This window comes from Acidobacteriota bacterium (genome assembly GCA_016703965.1).
Lineage (GTDB): Bacteria > Acidobacteriota > Blastocatellia > Pyrinomonadales > Pyrinomonadaceae > OLB17.
On the sequence record JADJBB010000027.1, the window covers coordinates 20,313 to 40,112 of the forward strand.

The following is a 19,800-nucleotide window of genomic DNA, read 5'->3' on the forward strand; positions in this document are numbered from 1 at the left end:
CAGGGGCCGTTTTTAATTCCGATTGTTTGACCTACATCAATAAAAACCCTGGTTAGCCGGAAAAGTTACTTCTAAGGAACTATTTTTTTTTCGATTTGATGGAAGGTATGCAATGCCCAAGTCCTATACCCCCAAACTCAGACTCCGCTCGTGAAATCCAACGATCGTCGGTCGTTGGCTAGTTGTCGCTGTTCGCCGTAACAGATTCTCTGGCTTACACTAGCCAAATCCTCCGCGACGGAAAGTTCGTCAATAGCCCACAGGTCCGGCTCGATCATCCACTCATGAAGTTCAATCGCAGTCGCTTTCTCGAAACTATCAGATTCCCCCGACATTTCAGGCAAGAAACTAATCTCGGTAGATTCCGGCGGATAAAGAAACAAGACTCTTTCAAGGGCGAGCCATGGGGATTCTTGTGGAAGAAAAAATCTCTGGCGCCCGTGCTGTACGATATTGACGAGTCCCATTCCCCGCAGTTCTCGGATCTGTTCGAAAGTTGAAGGACAGATCTCTGTAAGCAGTTGCCCCTGAAACCGCGATGACCGCACAGTGATATCGCCGATCAGATTGACGCTGTTCTTCTCAAAATCAACCACGCGCAATACTTCATTGGCGGTTGTTGGAATACTGGCCCGAAGGCCAAAGTGCTGACGGATGTCTCTGAGCCATTCTTCCGATATCTTTACTCCAACGAGTCTGGTGCCATCATCCGTTGTGGTTCGAACGATATTCAGAGCATCGTGGCTGAGTGTCTTAAGATATTTCCATATTGGCAGCAATGCACCGCTGAGAATATGGACGGTTCTGTGTTCGAAGTTTGGAATCTTCTTCTCCTCGTTAATCCACCAGTCTTCTGCTTTTGTTTTCGGAACTATGCGATACCGTTGATTCAACTCACTCTCGCGTAAATAGGCTACGTTGCGGCCGGAAGGCTTTGTGATAGAGAACATCTGATACCGTTCTCCTGATTCGGGATCAGTATGGGATAAAGTTCTTCTCACCGCTATGAACGATCCGTCTCGTCGGTCCTGATAGAGCTGGTGTATATCACTGGCCGCCATGTCCTGATATCTAGCCGGTGTTGTCGCGACTTTAAATTCCAATTTGTAATAGACAGTCTTTGCTGCGGTCAAAGGATCGGAGTTCAGAACCTGCGGCGATCCCGAGACGGCGACTGACATCGCTTTCAGGTCTTCCATTCCGTCATCGAGTCTTCCTTTCTGCTTTAGATATTCAATGGTCTCTAGGAACGTGGAGTAGAAGTAATCAAAAAGTGCGTTCTGCCGGTCCATCTCAAGCGAAAGCAGCCTGTTTAGGAATCGAGGGATATTGGTCTTCTCGCTGTCGGGGATCTGCTCGTCACCATCCACAGTCTTAACGAGTCCCATATCTCGAAGAGCCTGTTTTGGATCTTCGATCCCCTCGATCTCTCGTCCTCTCATGATGCCGGTGAGTACAACACGTAACGCCGAACGCCCTTCTCTCGATTCAAGATTATATTTATCAAGGTTGCCAGCCTTCTCGGCGCGGCGGTCCCCCTTTGTAAGGGCTCCCATATTGCCGAGTCTTCTAGCGATAGTTGAGGAAAACCTTTTCTCGCCTCCGAGTTCGGTGAAGACTAGCAGATAGACTGGCGGTGCCACTTGACCCGTCCGATGAGTACGCCCGAAGTCCTGGATCTGTTTATCGGCTGACCATTTTAGCTCCGCAGCGATATGAAGACGTCTTTGCTGATTGCCGACACTTTTGCCCGCGTGAAGGCTATCTCCGGTCGATGCCACTTCGGACATGACTGCAATTCTCTTGTCACCATTCTGAAAGGCGTTCTTTTCGTGGAGGTTGATAAGCTTTGAAGGAACACCAGCAAGTTGGCGCGGCCGATACTCCAGAGTGCCTTTTGCCGTCCGGATCAGGCGTTTTTTCCGGCCGGTCATCTCCGAAATGTTTTCTACCCCGAAGTAGTTCACCAATTGGTCAAGCGGATGCTCAGGGACTTCCAGAATGGACAGTTTATCCAATAGCTCTGTTCGCAGTTGCAAAGCTGCACGACTCTCAACCTGCTCGCCGTTAGCGTCAACGAGAGGGATGTATTCTATAGTTCCGCTATATGGATTGGTTCTTTCTTGGAAGCACGCGGTCGGGAAACAATTTGAGACTAGTCGAGTAAGAGTTTCTCTCGGACTGAAATCGAGACTGTCAATCGCTTCTTCCTGATCCGCTGCCCTTTCGATCTGCTTTTTGGTCTGACTCTCGCCAGTGCCCGTAATCGACACCACAATGGACTCTTTTCTGCTGAGGGCTTCCTCGATCTCGCGGATCAACGTCGGAACCTTAAATGCCGTGATCAGATTTCGAAAGCAACGCTGATGTTCGGCCCAAAACTGATTGAGAGCACTGCTTCGAGTGGCCTTGCCCGAGTTAGTTAGATCCAGCGCTCGATGGATATTCCGAAAAACTTCCTGCCAGCCCTGGGCCATATTGTCGTACATCCTCCGCTGAGAAAGTGTGAGTTTATGTATGACTTCACGAAATTCAACCGACAAGCCCGACTCGGGATCGGTTCCCATGCTCAGGTTGCCGCATAGGTATCGTCCCATCGCCTTAAGGTCCCGACATACCATCTCCAAAGCCCCGACACCTCCGGATTCAATCTCTTCAGCGAACTGCTCGAATCCTATCGGAAAATTAGTCCCTGCTCCCCAAAGCCCAAGCCGCGACATATAAGCGAGATGTCGCACCTCCCCAGCCGAAGTCGCAGAAGAGTAGACCACTCTCACATTCGGAAACCTTTCTGGATTCTGGATCTCAAGGACGGCGGCCCCAGTCTGTGTAGATTTGCCGCGGTCGTCGGCAAAAGCGTACTTAGCTTTATGACCTTCATCGAAGATCACGACTCCGCTGGGTCCGAGCCAACCGGTAATCTGATCGAGCCGTTTATTGCCCTTTTTCGATTTGGCTATTAGCGAGCGATACGTACAGAAAACAATGCCATCTCGAATGTCTAATTCCTGATCGGTATTAAAGTCATTGATCAGTTTGATCGGCGGCGTCAGCCCCAGTCTTCTAAACTCATCCGAGACGGCTTCGATTAGATCCGCTTTTACAGAAAACCAAACAGCCCGTCGTCTTCCCTGGAACCAGTTATCCAGAATGATACCCGCAAGCGTCGCTGTCTTGCCGGTTCCGGTGCCATCTCCTATGCTGATACCCGCTCGCGAACCGTCTGCAAGCCTTTGTTCATGTGCCTGTCCCGCATAGATGATCCTCTCAATTTGCATTGCCGAGAGCTTTCCGGTGTCCGATAGATAGTTCGGAAGTGTCGGCCGGTAACGAATCGGCGGCGGTTCAACATTAGCAAGGCCTGGAGGTTCGACTATCACTCCCGGATGCGGCGAACCGCCGGTAATAAATCGCGGAGAATAAATGTTTTGGTCCGAATTACCTTGGGAATGCTCCACCGTTGCGACTGCCTCGCTCGAAGTAAGTACAGACGCGGGAAGTCCTTCCGAACTTCGTTCTTGAGTTGAATACATTGCTTTTTCTATTGGTCAAAAACGGAAATTTAGCGATAGGGCTTGTTCAAACGCGTCCTCGACGCAGCGAGCAACAACATGCGGAGCCGATGTCAGTTCGGAACCTAAAGGCGTATCGATCGGAAGCGGTTTTGTACCGAGAATGAGCGTCGTCTTGACGCTCGTGCCGTTACTGTAAAATTCCCGCCCGGGGAGTTCAATTGATGCTCTTACCTGTATTTCAGGGGAGATATATTGCCAGAACCGATTTCCATTGCGGGATCTCGGCGAACCGTTCTCACCCAGTATCACCGCGAATCGTCCGCCTTTCTTTAGCCTTCGTAAAGCTGATTCGATATGACGAAACCCGAAGTCGAGACTGTTATTTTTCACACGGCCGCCGGTCGAAGAGAATGGCGGATTAGCGAGAACGATGTCAGGGAGTAGATGCCCAGGAAGAAGATCGTCGATGAACTCTGCATCGACAGAATATGGCTCGAACCCCAACGCCGAGGCCGCCCTTCTTCTCCTGGGGTCAATCTCGTTAGTTATTACTTTGGCTCCGGCAGCAAACGCCCAAACCGCAAGACAACCGGTACCACAAGATGGTTCGAGGACTGTTTCATCAGGCCGGATGTTCAGAAGATTGGCGGCTAGATACGCAATAGGAACCGGCGTCGAGAACTGTTGATAGGCGATCTGAGTTTCACTTCGCCAAGTCTGCGTGGGAAGCTGTTTTTGTAAAGGCCTTAAGACAGTCAAAACTGCTTCGCTTGGATCCGTTGATGCTAGCAGATCGCGTCCGTACTTTTTCAGAATGAGTAGGTTCAACGCTGTTTCAGCAATCTCGTGGTAGATATGTACATCGATGTTTGAATCAAAGACTCCGGCCCCCTTGCAGATCTCAATAAGTTCCTTGTTGCAGATCTTTCGTCCGCTATCAATAATCCCTGCAACTTGTTCGATGAGATCTTTGAATGAGGTTGGGGGAACTGTTGGCTCGCTCATGACGTGAACTGCCAGCCGCTAATTTCTTATGGCAAGATTCCGGCGAGTTGATGGCTGGCCTCGTCGAAACATTCAGGCGTGAGCGATCCAAGCCAATCGGACACTTCCAGATATTTAAGAGCGGTTCCAGCGATCAGAGCATCATGAATTCCTTTGAAACGTGTGTCCCACGCGAGAATTTTTGTAGGTTTGTCGCAGGACAAGAACTGCTGCTCCCGCCTGCGTAATGCGATCAGTGAGGCCAGTGCTCTCGCCACGTGTGGATTTGTGAAGCAATCTGCGTCGAAGGCGATTTCCAGAATCTTTTGCCGTGCCGTTTTAACAATTTCCTGATGCGACGTTGCAACTCCGCCATTGGCGACGACATATCGATCAGGCATGAAATGCTGAGCCGTGGCAGCTTTCAGGACACCCTCCGTAACAAGCACCGTCTTAGTCGTCGTCCCTCTGAACCCTACTGAGCCTTCGTGATGAAGCGGTGTGCCAGAACTACACCCTTCACGCTTTCCGCTCGACGAGAGCCATTGGTATTTTCCGAATGTATTCTTAGCCCTTCCAATAGCTCTAATCTGGCAAGCCTGAATCAAACCATTCGAATCTAAGAACGGAATCAGAAGTAGATCGTCATCATAGTCGAAATCACTCCCCATTCGTAGCCGTCCGTTCAATCCCTGCCAAAATCCTGGAATACCTTTGAAAGTTGTAATAGTTCCTTTTTCTTTTACAAGTGACTCGATAAGCAATCGAACCAGATAGTGTCTCTCGATAACTGATTTTGGAAGCAATCCGAAGCGTCCAAATTCCTCACCTTGTTTTGTTACCCATTCGTTACCGTAAAGTCTATTGATGTTTTCAGGCAGTGGCGAAAGCTTTATGAGTCTCTGATAGATCCTATTTCTGGTTTCAACGGAGGCTACGGAAGTTGATTTTGAGCGCGAAAGTTGCCTTTGTGGCTGAATATATCCGACTCGGAATGGGCTTCGACGTTCGTAATAAAAGATGCCCCAACCTTTGATGCTAAGTCTGTCGGCGTTTGTCGCGGAGCGGGCACAGAACGCGATATTGTGATCCTTGGTAGTACTGCACCAGTCCGGTTTTCCGCAAATTCGGCACGGAGTCCTTCTCGATACTCGTTGGTATCCAGTTATCATTTTGATTCGGCTGCTTTCCAACCGCTTTTTTGGTTTTTTAGCGTCATCTTCTTCAACGCCAAATATTTGAATAATGACTTTAGCTCAACTGAACCGATCAGGGATATGGTGTATTGCGACATTATCTATTGACAAATGTCACTTTCCACCGCATCCTTTTAATGATGGATAAGCGACAGCAGCCACAAATCAGAAAACTCGGGGTCTTCACACTGGCTCAAGGTAAGTCCGTGGGAATTAGTCAGCAAGACATATCCCGGCTTGTCGCTGCAAATGACCTCGTTCGGCTCGGCCGCGGAATCTACCTCCATCCGAAGGCCTCGCTGGATAAAGATGTAGGATTCCAAATCGCGTATTCAAAGTTCGGGCCGGGTTCGGCAATTGGTGGGCTTACAGCTCTATATCATTACAATCTTGCCGAACAAGTGCCGGGAGAAATATGGGTAATGGTTCCTCCGGAGAAACGAACCCGAGAAACCGGTTATAAGCTGATTCGAACAAAAACGAGGCTCGACAAACAGATCGTGGATGAAAAGGGCTATCGAATCGTCACAGTCGAACGGGCGGTCCTAGAAGCTCTAAAATTCATCACAAAGATCGGTGAACGAACGGCCATAAAGGCAGCCAGAGAAGCTCTTGCAACAAGAAAAACTACGGAAGCAAAACTTGCAAAAGCGGCAAAAGAACTTGAGCTTGAATCGGTACTCGCCAAATATCTGGAGGTCATCGTGCCATGACCACAAAGGCGAAAGGAACGTCCATAAGACAAAAGCTCATTAACCTAAGTGTTGAGAACGGTGTGCCGTTTCAGAATCTGGAAACGGCGTTCATTCTCGAACGGCTGGTTGCACGGTTGACAGCTGACGCAGAACTTCAAAAACATCTTGTCTTCAAAGGTGGATTTGTTGGACTTAAAGTCTATAACTCAGCCCGATACACGGTTGATGTCGATGCCCTGGTTGTAAAGGCAGATGTCGAATCGATCCTAGAACTCTCCAAACGAAACGCCGAGACAGATTTGGACGACGGTGTTTGGTTTCGGTTCGAAGACCAGGTTGATCTGGCGACACAAGGCGAATACGGCGGCATCCGACAGACCTACCGCGCCGGAATTGGAGAGATTCTAAAAAATCTTAACAAGGCACAGGTCGTCCACTTTGACGTAGGCATAGGTGATCCCGTAACGCCCGGCCCGATGTCGACAGAAACGAGTTCGTTGATCATTCCGGACAGCAATCTGAGTTGGCAGGTCTATCCGGTGGAAACAATAGTTGCTGAGAAGATGCACGCGCCAATTTCGCACGGAGACATTAACTCGCGTTCAAAAGATGTTTACGATCTGGCGTTCCTCCTACCAAAAGCCGATGCCGGCATCTTGGCACAGGCACTAAAACGTTGCTTTGGATTTCGAGAAACCAAGTTGCCAAAGAGTTTCTCGACGGTCTTGAAGTCTAAGGATACAAAAAGCCTTGAACGAGGCTGGAGAAGCGCAACCGCATCAGTCCCCAACAAGCCAAAGTTTCAGGCGACTTTTGAAACCGTGGTTACATTAATTAACGAAATGGAAATTTCATTTTAGACACCAGTCTGGCCTAAGCCGTCCCAGTCGAAGGCAGTTCCTACTGAAACCAGCTCTTTATTCGCGACCACCAGCCTTGCTGTTTCTCTTCGGAAGGACCTTTTTGGACAGATTCCCCATAGTGGTCTATTTTCGCCAGTTTCTCAGCATTTCTCCCAGCTTCGATCTGTTCGTTCGACCAGCTCTCCGCCCAAACGACTTCGTTTGCCTCGATCCAGTAATGAGATTTACACAACAGGTTCCAGCTACCGACAGAGGGATTCAATGAAACCGTTTCACCGTCATATGTCATTTTCCAATCGGTCGGCGTTAGTGGCGTCACCACCTTGTTTCCGCAGCCACAGGCACACAGATGCACAACCGTCCCGTATTCCACGGAGATGTAAAGAAACCCTTCTTTTAACTCAGACGGGACGAATTCTACAAACTTAGTTTCCAAAATCATCATTGTTCACGTCGTTTACATTAAGGGAATATGTACTGTGGTACTCCATCTCAAGATCCTGATAGAACCCGAATATTTTTTTCCACTTTATGACCGCGAAGGCTGCATTTAGGGCGTTTAATTCGGCAATCTGTATGTTTGACTCGTACACTCCGTCTTCTTCTTGATTATCCGCCAAATTGATTCGCCCGTTGTCATGAATATGGTTCCGCATCTCTGTCGTGCTCGTAGTGGTTCGAACGATTCCGATCAACGAATCATTGACAATCGTCAGCCCCATTCCGACATCGACAAACGGAATCTTAGTCTCTTCTAACATCGCGACGATTATTCGCTTTGCATCCGATCTATCCACGCAGATAAATACAAAATCAAAAGTAGAAAGCTCATTTACGTTAGACGTATTGATGAAACAGGGCCGGGCTACAATGCCGTCTCTCATTCGCCGATATTTCATTTTTAGATACTGGACCTTGAAAAATTGGCGGCGCAGTTCTCCAGATGAAGCTGCTCCGGGAGATCTGAATGCGTTATGTTGAAGAAATCGATCACCGTCAAACAAATGGATTTCTTTCACCCGCGTCTTCGCGACAAAGTCCATCACATAACTTCCTGTGCCACCGAGGCCGACGATCGCTATTCTTTGATTCTCAAGTTTCGAAGCAATTACGTCGATTCCAGCTCGACTTGAATTTGTATCAAGGTACTTGAATATCTCGTCGGCAGACTTTTTTGTCTCGATCACCTTGAAAGTACGCGCGGTCGCATTCGGATCGAGAGCCTGAGCGTTCGACGCGATGATATCGACGTATCGCGTTACTTTCTCATAATAATTCTGATATCCACCAGACGGCTTGTTCGAAAAGGAATGATTTACCGTTAATCCGTTCGTGAGCGTCTGAGGGGAACTATTGTGACGAATCTGTGCGATCTCGGCGCCGTCCATTGTACACGGATATTCGCCTATGAAGTTTATGACATGCGTTCCAGGCGTGACCGTTCGATTGTCCGCAAGCGTCAATTCAGAAACGAGTGTGCCACGCTTAACCTGCCTTGCCTGATTGACGTAGGGAACGCCGCTGACTAGCAGAAAGGCGTCCCTTACCTCAACTTCAAAGCCTTCGTCTCTCAATTGCTTGAGATCCGGACTACGATTGACCAGTTGGTGTGACATTGAAGATCATCCCCCTTTTCACTTTTACCGATTGTCCGGCGACCATTGTTCCGCTAGGATTCTCGTCGGGTCCGTTCTTGTACGTAACGGTGTAATAAGTTTTGTCCGTATTGGCATCGCGGCCAAATGCGAGTTCCACAACCTGCCGAAAAGAGATCTTCCTTTCGTCATATCGCTTCTTCTCACCGTTCACTATCAATATAAAATCGCGGTCATTGTCCGTGACTCCTTCTTGTACATCGTCTTTTTCTATTTTTTCTTGCATCTTTTACTAAACCTCGCCTTATTCAAAATCCGAATGTGGTGTAGATTCTACGTCCACACTTGATAAGCGAATCAGGCAAAGAAAATTAGGTATAAAAGAAATATTTTCTTTTTCCACATTCTTGCTTGGATAGATCGCTTTATAATATAGGTGACCCATGAAAGATAAGCCTTTACCTTCTATAAACTGGGATTCAGTACTGCTACGGGCACTCGGCGTAGCATATAACCTATTTCGCAAACAAGGACTTCTCGCAGGATCAGATGCGGTACTTAAAGGCGTTGGCAAATCGCCCGGGGATCTTGTCAACGATGCGGTTACTACGCTATACGCAAACTTGCCGAAATATGACGCTGACACGGAGGACAAATGCTTCGCTCTAATCATCAGGATCATGAAAAACGATTTTTTGGACATCGTTACAAAAAACAGCGCATATACAACGTCCGACGATGTAGAGGACGAGGAGTTTCGAGACCGATCGGTTGACCATAACGGTTCCAAGGCTGTAACCATCGCCGACCTTGCGAAGAAATTTTATAAGTATGCCAACGATGACGAAGAAGCCAAAGAAGTGATCGACGCTGCCGCGATGATAGCCGTTGAGCAGTCGGCTCCGGTCACGCGTGAAGACATCGCCAGCTTGCTACGAATCACTCCGGAAGAAGTCACAAAACGAACCGCCCGTCTTAGATATCGATTTCATGCGGAAACATCAATGGCGGAAAGCGCATCAAATGCTAGGTAACTCAGTTATGTTGAAAAAAAATGAAGAATTTATCGACGCAATGATTGGAAAAGATGAGGATCTTGACGAAGATTCAGCACGTGCGATTCTGAGCCTCTATTCAGTTGACGTTGATTCTCTCACGACTGAATTAAAGAAGACCGTCAGAGCCACGCTCGGAGAACTCTCGGAGGATAGCAAGGAAGCACACAACCTTCGGCGGATACTTGCGAATGTCGTCAAATATGAAAAGGAAAAGGATCTAAGCTCGATCAAGCCAAAGGATTACATAAACGCGATGATGAACACCATCTCGACGGCGTTTCCGAAGCCCGTTTATTCATTCCGAAATCGATCCGAAGGCGAACTGCCCATTGCGGATAAGAATATTCTAGACGGGTTGGCAAAAGAACTTGAAGATGATTGTGAATAACTATGGGTTCCCTTGAACGAACGCCGGAAGAATACGCAACGGAGTTACTGGGTTACTTCGAAATGCCAAGGGTTGGAGATGTTAACTCATTTGCCCAGATGATTGGCTTAAAAGTTCGTGAAGTGCCTTCTCAGACTTTCGATGGCGCTCTGATTCGCGTCCCAAATAAGTTAAAGGGTGTCGTCGCGGTACGCGAAACGATACGTGAGTCTGGTAAAAAGGCTTTTACCGTGGCTCACGAGATTGGCCATTTCGTTCTACCAGGTCATGGCACGGCTGATTGTTCCTGTACTGCAAAGGACATCAATTCTTGGCAAGCACACGTCTCACGCCAAAAGGAGGTTTCGGCCAATCGGTTTGCCTCAGAACTATTGCTTCCGGCTAGGAGGCTGTATGAAATTGTTAACCACCGGAAGGCAACCCTTGCCCTGGCGCAAGAAATTGCGAACAAATACCAAACCTCTCTCACGGCAACAGCAATTAAATGCGTCGACGTAACCGATGAGGCGTGCGCATTAGTCTGGAGCACTAATAATCACATTGAGTGGACGCATAAGAACGACTCTTTTTGGCCGTTCATTCCCAAGACACGACTAGACCAGAACTCCTGCTCCGGTCGCCTTTTCTTGGATCATTCCCATCCGGCGGCCGAGGGCGAAGTAGAAGCGGACGTTTGGTTAAGTCTCGACAATGATAGTGATAAGCCTACGCTTTGGGAAGATTCGCTATTTCTCCCATATTACAATGCTGTGCTTTCGATTCTCACCATCGAATTCTGAGTCAATGTCCCAAGCTCTTCAGTACTTAGGCTTCATTTCCTCCAATCGACGGTCCATATCTCTGAAGAACCCCGTGACGACTGATGAGACCATTCGCAAACGCGCAGCCTCCATCGCCTCTGTCTGATTTATTGAGGCGGCTTCGGTGCGGCCGTCAAAGTTTAGCTGGTTTGATACTTTCTCCATGTCGGCCGAACGACGAATTCCTGAAAGCTGAATTCCGGCACCTTGTCTGGTACTCGACGAAGCGATCGAACTGCCGGTATTGAAAGCCTGTTTGCTTTGTGTAGCCTGCGTTTCGAGCGCTTGGTTGATCTCACCCTGATAGACATTGCTCGCCTCTACCTTCGTGTCCGCGACGATGCCGGTGTTGTTGTTCTGAAGGGCGATGTTACTGCGAGTGGTGGAGTCCATCTGCTTGTTCACTTCTTGAATCGGATGCTTATTCCTCGACCAGTCGAAGAGTTCCTGCCCTGTGCGTATCGGGACAGACGTTCCGGCGATCGACGAGCCGCCTGGCGTAAATTCATATGTCTTCATCCCGAACCGTTCAAGGTTGCCCTGACCGCGCAGTTCGACTTCCTTCATTCCATCGATTGTTCGAGCTTCTTTAGTTCCTTGAGCCTCCGCTAACGTTCCCGCGATCTCGCGCTTAGTTGCTGCTGCACTACTGCTGAGTCCATAGTTCTTGCTCGCCTCGGCAAGCAAAGTCTGCGTCACCTGATTTGCCCGGATCTGTCCCAAACTAGTGGTAAGGCCGCCCTCGACTCCGGCAACGGAAGAGACCAAACGAGCGTCCGTTGATTGGTTTGCGGCTTCCAAGGATTTTCTTGCGGCCGTCTGCTCCGCATTGTAGATTCCTTGAATTTGGGTGTTTTCGGCCTGCCGATTGATGGCGGCCCCTGCAACCAGTCCGTATGTTTCAAGCGCAGTTCCTATACTCGAAAGCATCCAGCCCATGGAGATCTGAGAAACGCCTTCATAAACCTGTCCTCGCAGAACTCTGTAACTGAGCCACGGAACCAGAATGAAGCATAGGCTGGAGACGAAGAACAATGCCGTGACGATCAGTGCACTTGAAGCCGGGTCGTAAGCACCGTTTGTTATGATCTTCGCGGTTACGGGATCAAGTGAGAACGTTGCCTCACCGTTGTAAATAGAAAGAGCGAGAACGCCAAGGGCATAGCAAACATAGAGAGTCACTTCCTTCACCATCGGAAAGGCCAGCGCGAACGTCGCAACGCCCCAACAGAATGGATAGAACATCTGAGCCGCGAACTTCTCGTCAAAGCCGAAAGCAGCCAACACAGGAGCCGCCAACTTCAGGCCGATCAATATAAACAGGCCGGCGATCGCAAGAAACAATCCGCCGAACTTTATGATGTTCTGCCCGATCACCATAAAGGTAAACATTCGGGGCATATCCCATCCGAGTATGTTGAGTTCACCTGTAATGTCTTTCACGGATGATTCCTTATCCATGATGATGCCAACGAGGCCCGGTTCCCCGTTCGGAAGACGTTCTGCAAGCAATTCGTTGGGATCTTCGACGGCAAAGTTTGCTTTCACGTACTTTTTCATCTTGTCGTCAAATTCAGTAACGAGTGAACGGTTGTAGGCGCGAATTGGCCGCGCGAAGAACTTGCCTGTTATCGTTAGACCGTCGATGATGAATGGGCTCGCGCCGATCAAAACCATGAAGATGATCGAACGGATCGCCCAGGCAACAAGTTGCTCCGGTCCAAGTCCGCGATTGTCGTGAAACCGGCGGATGAACGCGAAGATAAAAACAAGACTCGCTATGATCCATGCTAGAAATGTAAGGATCGGCATGAGCGGCTTAATGATGGTGTTTAGAACGGATTGAAATAGCCATTCCTGTCCAGTCCGCATGAGGTTCTTGATCTGCTCGCTAAAACTCGGGGCGGGAGTTTTTGGCGGAATCACCGGGCCGGGAGAGGGACTCGCTACGGGGTTCGCGGGGTATCTATTCTCGAATTCACGAAGTGCCGGTGCCGGACTTCCGTCGAGCGGCGGCATAAACGGAGAATCGGAGTTGATCGTCATTATCAGGTCATTGGCCGTCACAGGCTGCCCGTTCATTGTTCCTACCGGAGTCTGGCCTTCGACACGAGGAGGGCGCGGCCGGGTTTGCCCGGCCGCTTTCGGGGCGAGGAGGTATGGCGAGAGGAAGTAGGCAAGAATGAATAGAGCTGTCGCTAAAGCGTGGCGAAAAGAGGTCACGTTTTTCATGGCTTTGTTTGTTTTATTTCTGATCTTTTTGGCGATTAAGGAAGAGGGCTTTCATAGACGTCCTCATTCCACACTTCATAGCGTTCTAATTCGCGCAGAAACTCGTCCGAGGCTCGTGTGATACCAGTCATCATCTCAGTGCTTCGGCGAATCTCTTTCCCGAATTCTGTCATCTGTTCGATCTTTAGGCCGTAGGCAATGAATTTTGCCTGGATCTTCGCTTCGAGTTCGCGCAGTTGGCCCTCGACCGTTGATATGCGGAGATTGATCGCCAGCATTTGGTCTATCAGTGATTGAACCCCGTCCCGATTGGCAGCTGGATTAGCCTCTATCGCTCGTGTTTCATCAGCGATCTTCTCTCGTTCTTCATAAAGTTTGGCGAGATCGAGAAGCATGTTTTCGCGGTCAAAGAGCATCCGTTCGAGTTCAGAATCGAGTTTTGCAAGGCGTTCGAGATTTTTGAGGTGGGCATCAGCACTTCGTCCGATCGAATGCCGAAGAAAATCATCAAGGTCACGCTTGTTTGCGTCCATATCGAAGATGCCGTTCTTAAGGCGTCTTGCAATATTGACCACCGAATGAATTTGGCTGGTTATCGTCGCCTCGATTCGTTTCTTAAGTTCGAAGGTTCCGCGTATCAGCCGTCCGATAGTTGCGTAGGTAGTTATCAGCTGCTTGTGCCGCATGACTTGCTCTTCAACCTTACCGAGAATTCCTCGCAGATTAGTTACGCTTTCAACCATCTTTTCGTACTGCTTGACCGCTTGTTCATAGGTGTCGATATAGTGGTTGATGGTCTCGAGCCACCGGGCCGCCTCTTCGACCCTCTTCTCAACTTGGAGAATGTACTGTGACGGATCGAATACAGTCCACTGTGCCCGGGCCGGGCGAACGTCGATCCCGATGAAGATCGAAGAAAGAACTACTCCGAGAACGATCTGTCTTATTGTTTCGTTACTTCCGATCATGCTGATACCTCCAAACCGTTCAATTCATTCAGGTCAAAAGAAGATATTTCTGTGAGTCCGACGGCGGTCAATCCGCTCGGGTATTTTGAGGCCAGCCAAGACACGACTATCTCTGGCGGCAGGTCGGGACGAATACTCTCGACTAGTCTTCGCGCATTCGCCTCGTTCGTGTCGTTCGTATTAGCCCAAAGCATCGCGGGCGATAGCCGAATTTCGGCCATCTGGACAATCTTGTCCGCTCCGCTGCCGATAACGAAAACCCACTGGGTGTATCTTCCGTATTGATTTCTGATCGCACGGATCGCTGCAACGGTCTCAGGTGCCAGCTCGCAGTCAACGGCCAAGCGGTCGAAGCCGCCGATCTGTTTGCCGATCATCTTTACGCCGGAGTTTTTTACCAGGTCTATTCCGATCTCATTCGGACGCTCTGACGTTCCCGTAAAATGCTCGTAGGCCTGCGAGAAGAGGACTGTAACAAGGCCTTCTTTACGGCCGGTCACTGATGCCTCGGCGATGAGTTCCTGAATCGCCGGAAAGTGTTTGTTGATCTCGCGCATTTCGTCGCAGAGAAATAGGATCGGTGTTTTTTGCTTCCGCTCGTCTTCTTCGCCTATCTCTTGCATGATCTGGGCGCTTATTCTGAATCCGACACTCTCACGGATCTTTTCGTCGAGGCCGCTAATTCCGGAGAGCTCGAAAACGTCGAACATTGACGGAACGTCATAATCCGAATGGGTTGGGGAGTTCAGCCACGGGTCTTTTCGGTGAACATTTAGTTTCAAGTAAAGCTCGCTCGCCTGGCCCTGTTGGGCAGGCTCCCAGTGATAGGTCTTAAGAACATCCAGAAAATGCCCAAGCGTTGGCTGGAATTTCGGCCTGCCGTCTCCGTTGCGGGCCAGCGACATCTTATAAACCTCATCGATAACAGTGGCGGCAATAGCACTCGTGATCGCATCTGTCCTTGCCGTCTTGCTAAGAATGAGGATGTCCATCAACACCATTGAAATCTGACGTTTTGTCGGTCGAATTCCTTTTTCGATACCCGGATAGTTCCAGATATTGATCGGTTTCGGGTCTGCTTCGTTGAACTCGATATGACGGCCGCCAAAAAGCCGACATATGGGCTTGAAAGAATGCCGGTAGTCCATCACCCGAACCTTTACGTTGCCGCGATGCGCCCTGATATCCGTGATCAGCATCGAAGCCAGGAATGATTTACCTTCACCGGACGCTGCGGTGACGATGACTGTCGGAGACTTGATCAGGGCTCGGTCGTAAAGATCGAGGCCGAACATCTGCCCGTTCGGAGTTGTAAAGATGCTGTGCGGTCGCCGGCTTCCCCGCCAACTCGTTTCTGTCGGAACAAACGAAATAACCGAATCAGCCGTCTCCGAAAGTTCCTGACCTGTTGGCTTCCAAGAAAGTTCGCCGGCAAGCATTCGCCGATAGATCGCGCGTTGCCTCACTGCGTCTTCCCGCATAGCATCGGCGCCGATCTTCTTTCGGATCGCTGAAACAACTGCGTCACATCGGTCGTCCAGGATCTCAAGCTGCCGCCGTGCCTCCTTTGCTCCTTTCGACCGGGCAGCAAATACTATGACGTTCAAGCGAAGATTACAGATCTCTTCATTGTCGCCTTCCACCTGTTCGAGAAGGTTCTCAAGGTCGGCCTTGATCACGACCGCGTCCTTCTTGAGATTTCTGAAACCGAGCCAGGTGTTGCGACTGCCTTCGATCCGGTCGATGCGTTTTTGAAGGTCTTTTTTGGCCACCTGCTTTTCAGTCGTCATCAAATCGACGACGATCTCGTGCGGAAATCCTAAAGCCCTCGTCGCAGTCAGATAACGCATGATATCTGCGGTCACAAAGCCATTTGGCAGTGTTTTCAGACTGACGAGACTCACGGGAGTACCGCTGTGCCGCACATACTGCTCGCGTGTGCTCTCGATATCCGTGCTGCAAAGATATCTCCTCAGATCGACGCAAGCTGAGTTTGTAAGATTTGGGAATGAACCGTGCTCACGGCGATGGCTCGTAAAGAGCGATTCGAAGATCTCGGTCCGGTTCATCTCTCGAAGCTGTAGATTTCGCGGAAAGTTAGCTTCGAATGACTGAAAGACCCGTGACGCTTTGAGTTTGCACGCGGCTTCACTTTGCACCTCCCTTCGCACCATCAATTCACTTTCGCGATTTCTTATCCTTACAAGGGGAGATCGGAGGAGTCGTGTGATGCCATAGTCCTTTGCATCCTTTACAAGCGATGGCAGGAGATGGGACAACACGCCCTTATCGTTCGGGTCTCTGACCGGAACGCGAATCCAGACAGTAGCGGTCTGGCGCATGACTTCGCCTGATCTGATTGCTTCCTCATGGAGCGACAGATTGGTAGCCTGGAGAACTCCCGCTACCGGATCGGATGTAGCCGAATCTCGTGATGACAGATGGTCTCGAAGAACTTCACCCGTATCCAGCGAATTCACGAACCTAAACTGAATGATCGTATCCTTCGGTTTCTCGAATTTCAGGATAGTTTTCAGTTCCTCGATCCGTTGTTCAGTGACGTTTCCGTCGATGTAAAGGCTATTCACGGGTTCGAAAACAAATGCCTTTCCGAAACTGCCGTCTTTGTAGCGTATGATATTTCCATCAAGTCCGGCTATTTCGGTAGGAAACAGTCGTCCCGCTTGCTCGGCCGCTACCTGCGTTTTCGCATGGCTCCGTTGTGGCAAGTCCTTCGGACGACTTCTGTGGAACTTAAGAGCAGGCAAGATTCTCCAGCCTGCTGTAAGACCGAGTCCCACGGAAAGAAGCCCTCCGAAGAATGAAATGGCGATCTGTGTGAATGATAGGTTTGCTGTGTCCATGTCTATTTCCTTTTAGGTGCTTTCCAGTCGGCTGGCTTTAGATCCCCTCGCAGAGGCGGTCGAAAGGTCGCCCATCTGTCGATCTCCGCGTCGAACTTCTGAGAAAGCCAATAGGTCGGCTTGCTCAGTCGCAGGTAGTTAAAGACTCCCAGAAGAATCAGAAACACGAACAGTCCCAGCGGAAAGCCCAGCGGCACATAACCGACCCACAGACCTAAAACGAACGGAACGAGATAAGCGATACCCGTGGGAATGAAGATAAACTTCCAGTCGGTCGAATAAACTCCAAACCGTTTCAAGCCGCGAAAAACATTAGGCCGCGTTGCGCGTCTTCTCATCTGGCTGCCTCCTTAGAAATTGGTATCGACTCCGACAGTACGGCCTTGAGCAAGCTGCCAGAACACCGCGACTATCGTTCCGAAGGCAAACGAAAGAATCGAACCGAACGCTTGGTTGCCCCATTCCTTTCCGGTCATTTTGTTGTAGATCGACCAGGCGACGCCGACCGCTCCAAGACAAAACAGAATGATCGCCATGAGTTTGAGCGATTCGCGGATGATGTTGGAAAGATTGCTCGCGTCGCCGGTGAAGATCGGGCCTTGGGCCGAACTCAGGTTTGTAAAAAGTAAGATCAGGCCGAGCGGAGCCATCGCCGATGCCAAGCCCTTGGTCCGTGTCAGTAATTTTTTCATAATCGTCCTCACTAGATAGATTTCCTTGACGTTGCCGAAAGCAATGGGAAAACGTCAATGATTTCACTCGCTTTGCAAGGGTCGTGCCGCACGGCGAAAAATGTCGCTGGCACATCGGTTGCCATAACCGACAACATGAAAAAACGAACCATCTACTCGATCACATTTTTATCAGTGCTTGGCTTTGTATTTCCTCTGACAGTTGCCTCTCAGGAAACACAAACAATTTCTCGGACTTCACTTGCCCGAATGGATGTGCTTTCAAGAGCAAGATTGTTCGAGCCGACCATCGAAAAGGCGGCAAGAAGTGAAGGTGTCGATCCTTTAATTCTGTGGACGATCGCCTATAACGAGACACGCTTCCGTCCATGGCTGACGAGCCCGAAAAATGCTCAGGGGCTTATGCAGTTCATGCCAGCGACGGCTGCCCGATTTGGGTTAGCTAATCCGTATGAACCAACATCCTCACTGCGAGCGGCAGCCAAGTACGTGAAGTATCTGGGACGCCTATTTGACGGGAAACTCGAGTCTGTTTTGGCAGCATATAACGCTGGCGAAGGAACTGTTTCAGCCTACCTGCATGGCCGCGAATTAAGGGTAAATGGAAGAGTTATCAATGCCTCAAGGAGACGAATGCCCAACGGTGTCCCGCCGTACAAAGAGACGGTTGGATATGTCACGCAAGGTGTGGAGGTTTATCGTTGGCTTCAGCGGCAAGGACGGCTGGGCGTGCCCACAAATACATTCAGACCCGAACAAAACGCTCGAAAAGAAGGGCTATCAAAAATAGTTGAGGTTAAAGGAAGCCAAGCTATATCGGTGTTCTACGATCCGCGAACCGGTAAACGAAGCGTTATGTCTTCCAGCAGTTCAAACCATCTCCCAGAACTAGATTTCGGCCCCGTCATTGTTGACCCGGCACTTCCAACAAATTCAGCTCAACGCGCCCGGTCAACCTTTGCGGGCACACTCCAGATTTCACACCCAAGTAAGTAGTCGGCGAATTTTCGACTCAATCGTGGACGACTTTCGCACCGTTCGGCAAATTTTTCCACCGGTCAAGAATGCTGTAAGAGCGAACCCGCAAAAGTTTGGCTATTTCGCGTTTGGCACTGGTTTTGCCATTAGCCCTACCGAGACATAAATCCTATGAAAGCAAATGAAACCAAAATCGAATCACCTGATGCATTGAGCAGCCCGGCTGATGCTCTTACATATCTCACCCGCGATCCGGACGACATCGTAACCATCGCCTCTCTCCTGAAGATCCTTGGGGTGTTGTTGTTTGCTCTTGTTCTAAGCGGCTGCGTAAATATGTTTCTGATCTTCAGAAAGGCTGATCGTATAGTCGTTGATAAATCCAGTGGGCGAGTTGTAGAGCTAAACAATCGCGACTACGGTTCAACGGAAACTGTCAGCATCGAACAAGACACCCCAACATCTACGGACAAAAAGTATCTGGTAAAGGAATTTCTTACCGCGCTCTACGAAGTCGAACAAACGACGCGTGAGGCACAAGTCAACAAACTGCTCCGAATGCTCGACCCCGATCTTTCGATGGCGATGGCCACTCGACTAAAGCAGAATGGCGTCCTTGCTGCCGAAAAGACAGAAAGCGTGAATTCTTCCTGGGAACTTCAAGATCTGTCGGTGGATGAAAGCGATCCATACATTCTCCGTGCGATCGGCACGCGAAAGATACGACGAAAAGCCTCAGGCCAGGACGTGGAAGAGTCCGTTCAGCTCAAATGCAAATTCCTTCTTAAAGACAGTCCGTCGGCACCGATACGCAATGACAACAACCTGAGAACGGGATTCACGATCCTTCGCTTTCGGGTCGAACCCGTAAATGGCAAGACTGTCTCGCCTATAACACTCATCGGAGATGCTGAGGAAACATCTCCACAAAATCAACCCGTTGGCGAAACACCTGGCGGCAAGTAACGAGGA

The 19,800-nt window shown here is 49.6% G+C and carries 18 protein-coding genes; 7 read left to right on the forward strand and 11 right to left on the reverse strand.

Annotated elements, in window-relative coordinates; all coding sequences use genetic code 11:
* Window positions 1-137: 137 nt before the first annotated feature.
* Genes IPG22_22985 through IPG22_22995 form a run of 3 tightly spaced genes read right to left on the reverse strand, consistent with a single transcriptional unit; the run spans window position 138 to window position 5,263 of the window.
* Window positions 138-3,533: a strawberry notch family protein gene (locus IPG22_22985; protein ID MBK6591131.1), complete on the reverse strand. Its 3,396-nt coding sequence runs from the start codon at window positions 3,531-3,533 to the stop codon at window positions 138-140.
* Window positions 3,534-3,548: 15 nt separating this feature from the next.
* Window positions 3,549-4,520: an SAM-dependent DNA methyltransferase gene (locus tag IPG22_22990; protein ID MBK6591132.1), complete on the reverse strand. Its 972-nt coding sequence runs from the start codon at window positions 4,518-4,520 to the stop codon at window positions 3,549-3,551.
* Window positions 4,521-4,546: 26 nt separating this feature from the next.
* The gene (locus IPG22_22995; protein MBK6591133.1) at window positions 4,547-5,263 is read right to left on the reverse strand and encodes a hypothetical protein; all 717 of its coding nucleotides are present in this window, start codon (window positions 5,261-5,263) and stop codon (window positions 4,547-4,549) included.
* 572 nt (window positions 5,264-5,835) lie between these two features.
* Between IPG22_22995 and IPG22_23000 the strand changes: the two genes are divergently transcribed.
* Both IPG22_23000 and IPG22_23005 read left to right on the forward strand, forming a co-directional pair.
* Window positions 5,836-6,408 carry a type IV toxin-antitoxin system AbiEi family antitoxin domain-containing protein gene (locus tag IPG22_23000; protein ID MBK6591134.1) on the forward strand — a complete coding sequence of 191 codons (573 nt, stop codon included), beginning with the start codon at window positions 5,836-5,838 and terminating at the stop codon, window positions 6,406-6,408.
* Complete coding sequence (locus IPG22_23005) at window positions 6,405-7,250, forward strand: nucleotidyl transferase AbiEii/AbiGii toxin family protein (GenBank protein MBK6591135.1); 846 nt, start codon at window positions 6,405-6,407, stop codon at window positions 7,248-7,250. Before IPG22_23000 ends, IPG22_23005 begins: the two co-directional genes overlap by 4 nt.
* Before the next feature lie 40 nt (window positions 7,251-7,290).
* Here IPG22_23005 and IPG22_23010 read toward each other — a convergent pair whose 3' ends face one another.
* From IPG22_23010 to IPG22_23020, 3 genes are read right to left on the reverse strand one after another with little or no spacing between them, the layout of a single operon-like run.
* On the reverse strand, window positions 7,291-7,698 hold the full coding sequence (locus IPG22_23010; GenBank protein MBK6591136.1) for a hypothetical protein: 408 nt from the start codon (window positions 7,696-7,698) through the stop codon (window positions 7,291-7,293).
* The gene (locus IPG22_23015; protein ID MBK6591137.1) at window positions 7,679-8,869 is read right to left on the reverse strand and encodes a ThiF family adenylyltransferase; all 1,191 of its coding nucleotides are present in this window, start codon (window positions 8,867-8,869) and stop codon (window positions 7,679-7,681) included. The genes IPG22_23010 and IPG22_23015 overlap by 20 nt, the downstream gene beginning before the upstream one ends.
* Window positions 8,844-9,134: a multiubiquitin domain-containing protein gene (locus IPG22_23020; GenBank protein MBK6591138.1), complete on the reverse strand. Its 291-nt coding sequence runs from the start codon at window positions 9,132-9,134 to the stop codon at window positions 8,844-8,846. The genes IPG22_23015 and IPG22_23020 overlap by 26 nt, the downstream gene beginning before the upstream one ends.
* Before the next feature lie 157 nt (window positions 9,135-9,291).
* Between IPG22_23020 and IPG22_23025 the strand changes: the two genes are divergently transcribed.
* Genes IPG22_23025 through IPG22_23035 form a run of 3 tightly spaced genes read left to right on the forward strand, consistent with a single transcriptional unit; the run spans window position 9,292 to window position 11,073 of the window.
* The gene (locus tag IPG22_23025; GenBank protein MBK6591139.1) at window positions 9,292-9,882 is read left to right on the forward strand and encodes a sigma-70 family RNA polymerase sigma factor; all 591 of its coding nucleotides are present in this window, start codon (window positions 9,292-9,294) and stop codon (window positions 9,880-9,882) included.
* A 7-nt stretch (window positions 9,883-9,889) separates the two neighbouring features.
* Window positions 9,890-10,294, forward strand: coding sequence for a hypothetical protein (locus IPG22_23030; protein ID MBK6591140.1), 405 nt, complete (start codon window positions 9,890-9,892; stop codon window positions 10,292-10,294).
* A gap of 2 nt (window positions 10,295-10,296) precedes the next feature.
* Window positions 10,297-11,073 carry an ImmA/IrrE family metallo-endopeptidase gene (locus tag IPG22_23035; protein ID MBK6591141.1) on the forward strand — a complete coding sequence of 259 codons (777 nt, stop codon included), beginning with the start codon at window positions 10,297-10,299 and terminating at the stop codon, window positions 11,071-11,073.
* 18 nt (window positions 11,074-11,091) lie between these two features.
* On the opposite strand, the gene IPG22_23040 is transcribed toward IPG22_23035, so the two are convergent.
* The 5 genes from IPG22_23040 to IPG22_23060 are packed head-to-tail and all read right to left on the reverse strand — an operon-like array spanning window position 11,092 to window position 17,850.
* Window positions 11,092-13,326 (reverse strand): hypothetical protein, encoded by a 2,235-nt coding sequence (locus IPG22_23040; protein ID MBK6591142.1) that lies wholly within the window; start codon window positions 13,324-13,326, stop codon window positions 11,092-11,094.
* 35 nt (window positions 13,327-13,361) lie between these two features.
* Window positions 13,362-14,294, reverse strand: coding sequence for a hypothetical protein (locus IPG22_23045; protein MBK6591143.1), 933 nt, complete (start codon window positions 14,292-14,294; stop codon window positions 13,362-13,364).
* Window positions 14,291-17,158 (reverse strand): hypothetical protein, encoded by a 2,868-nt coding sequence (locus IPG22_23050; protein ID MBK6591144.1) that lies wholly within the window; start codon window positions 17,156-17,158, stop codon window positions 14,291-14,293. The genes IPG22_23045 and IPG22_23050 overlap by 4 nt, the downstream gene beginning before the upstream one ends.
* Before the next feature lie 2 nt (window positions 17,159-17,160).
* Window positions 17,161-17,496: a hypothetical protein gene (locus IPG22_23055; GenBank protein ID MBK6591145.1), complete on the reverse strand. Its 336-nt coding sequence runs from the start codon at window positions 17,494-17,496 to the stop codon at window positions 17,161-17,163.
* A gap of 12 nt (window positions 17,497-17,508) precedes the next feature.
* Window positions 17,509-17,850, reverse strand: coding sequence for a hypothetical protein (locus tag IPG22_23060; protein ID MBK6591146.1), 342 nt, complete (start codon window positions 17,848-17,850; stop codon window positions 17,509-17,511).
* Between the two features lie 57 nt (window positions 17,851-17,907).
* On the opposite strand from IPG22_23060, the gene IPG22_23065 reads away from it, so the two are divergent.
* Complete coding sequence (locus IPG22_23065) at window positions 17,908-18,846, forward strand: lytic transglycosylase domain-containing protein (GenBank protein ID MBK6591147.1); 939 nt, start codon at window positions 17,908-17,910, stop codon at window positions 18,844-18,846.
* A gap of 153 nt (window positions 18,847-18,999) precedes the next feature.
* Window positions 19,000-19,794: a hypothetical protein gene (locus tag IPG22_23070; GenBank protein ID MBK6591148.1), complete on the forward strand. Its 795-nt coding sequence runs from the start codon at window positions 19,000-19,002 to the stop codon at window positions 19,792-19,794.
* Window positions 19,795-19,800 lie beyond the last annotated feature (6 nt).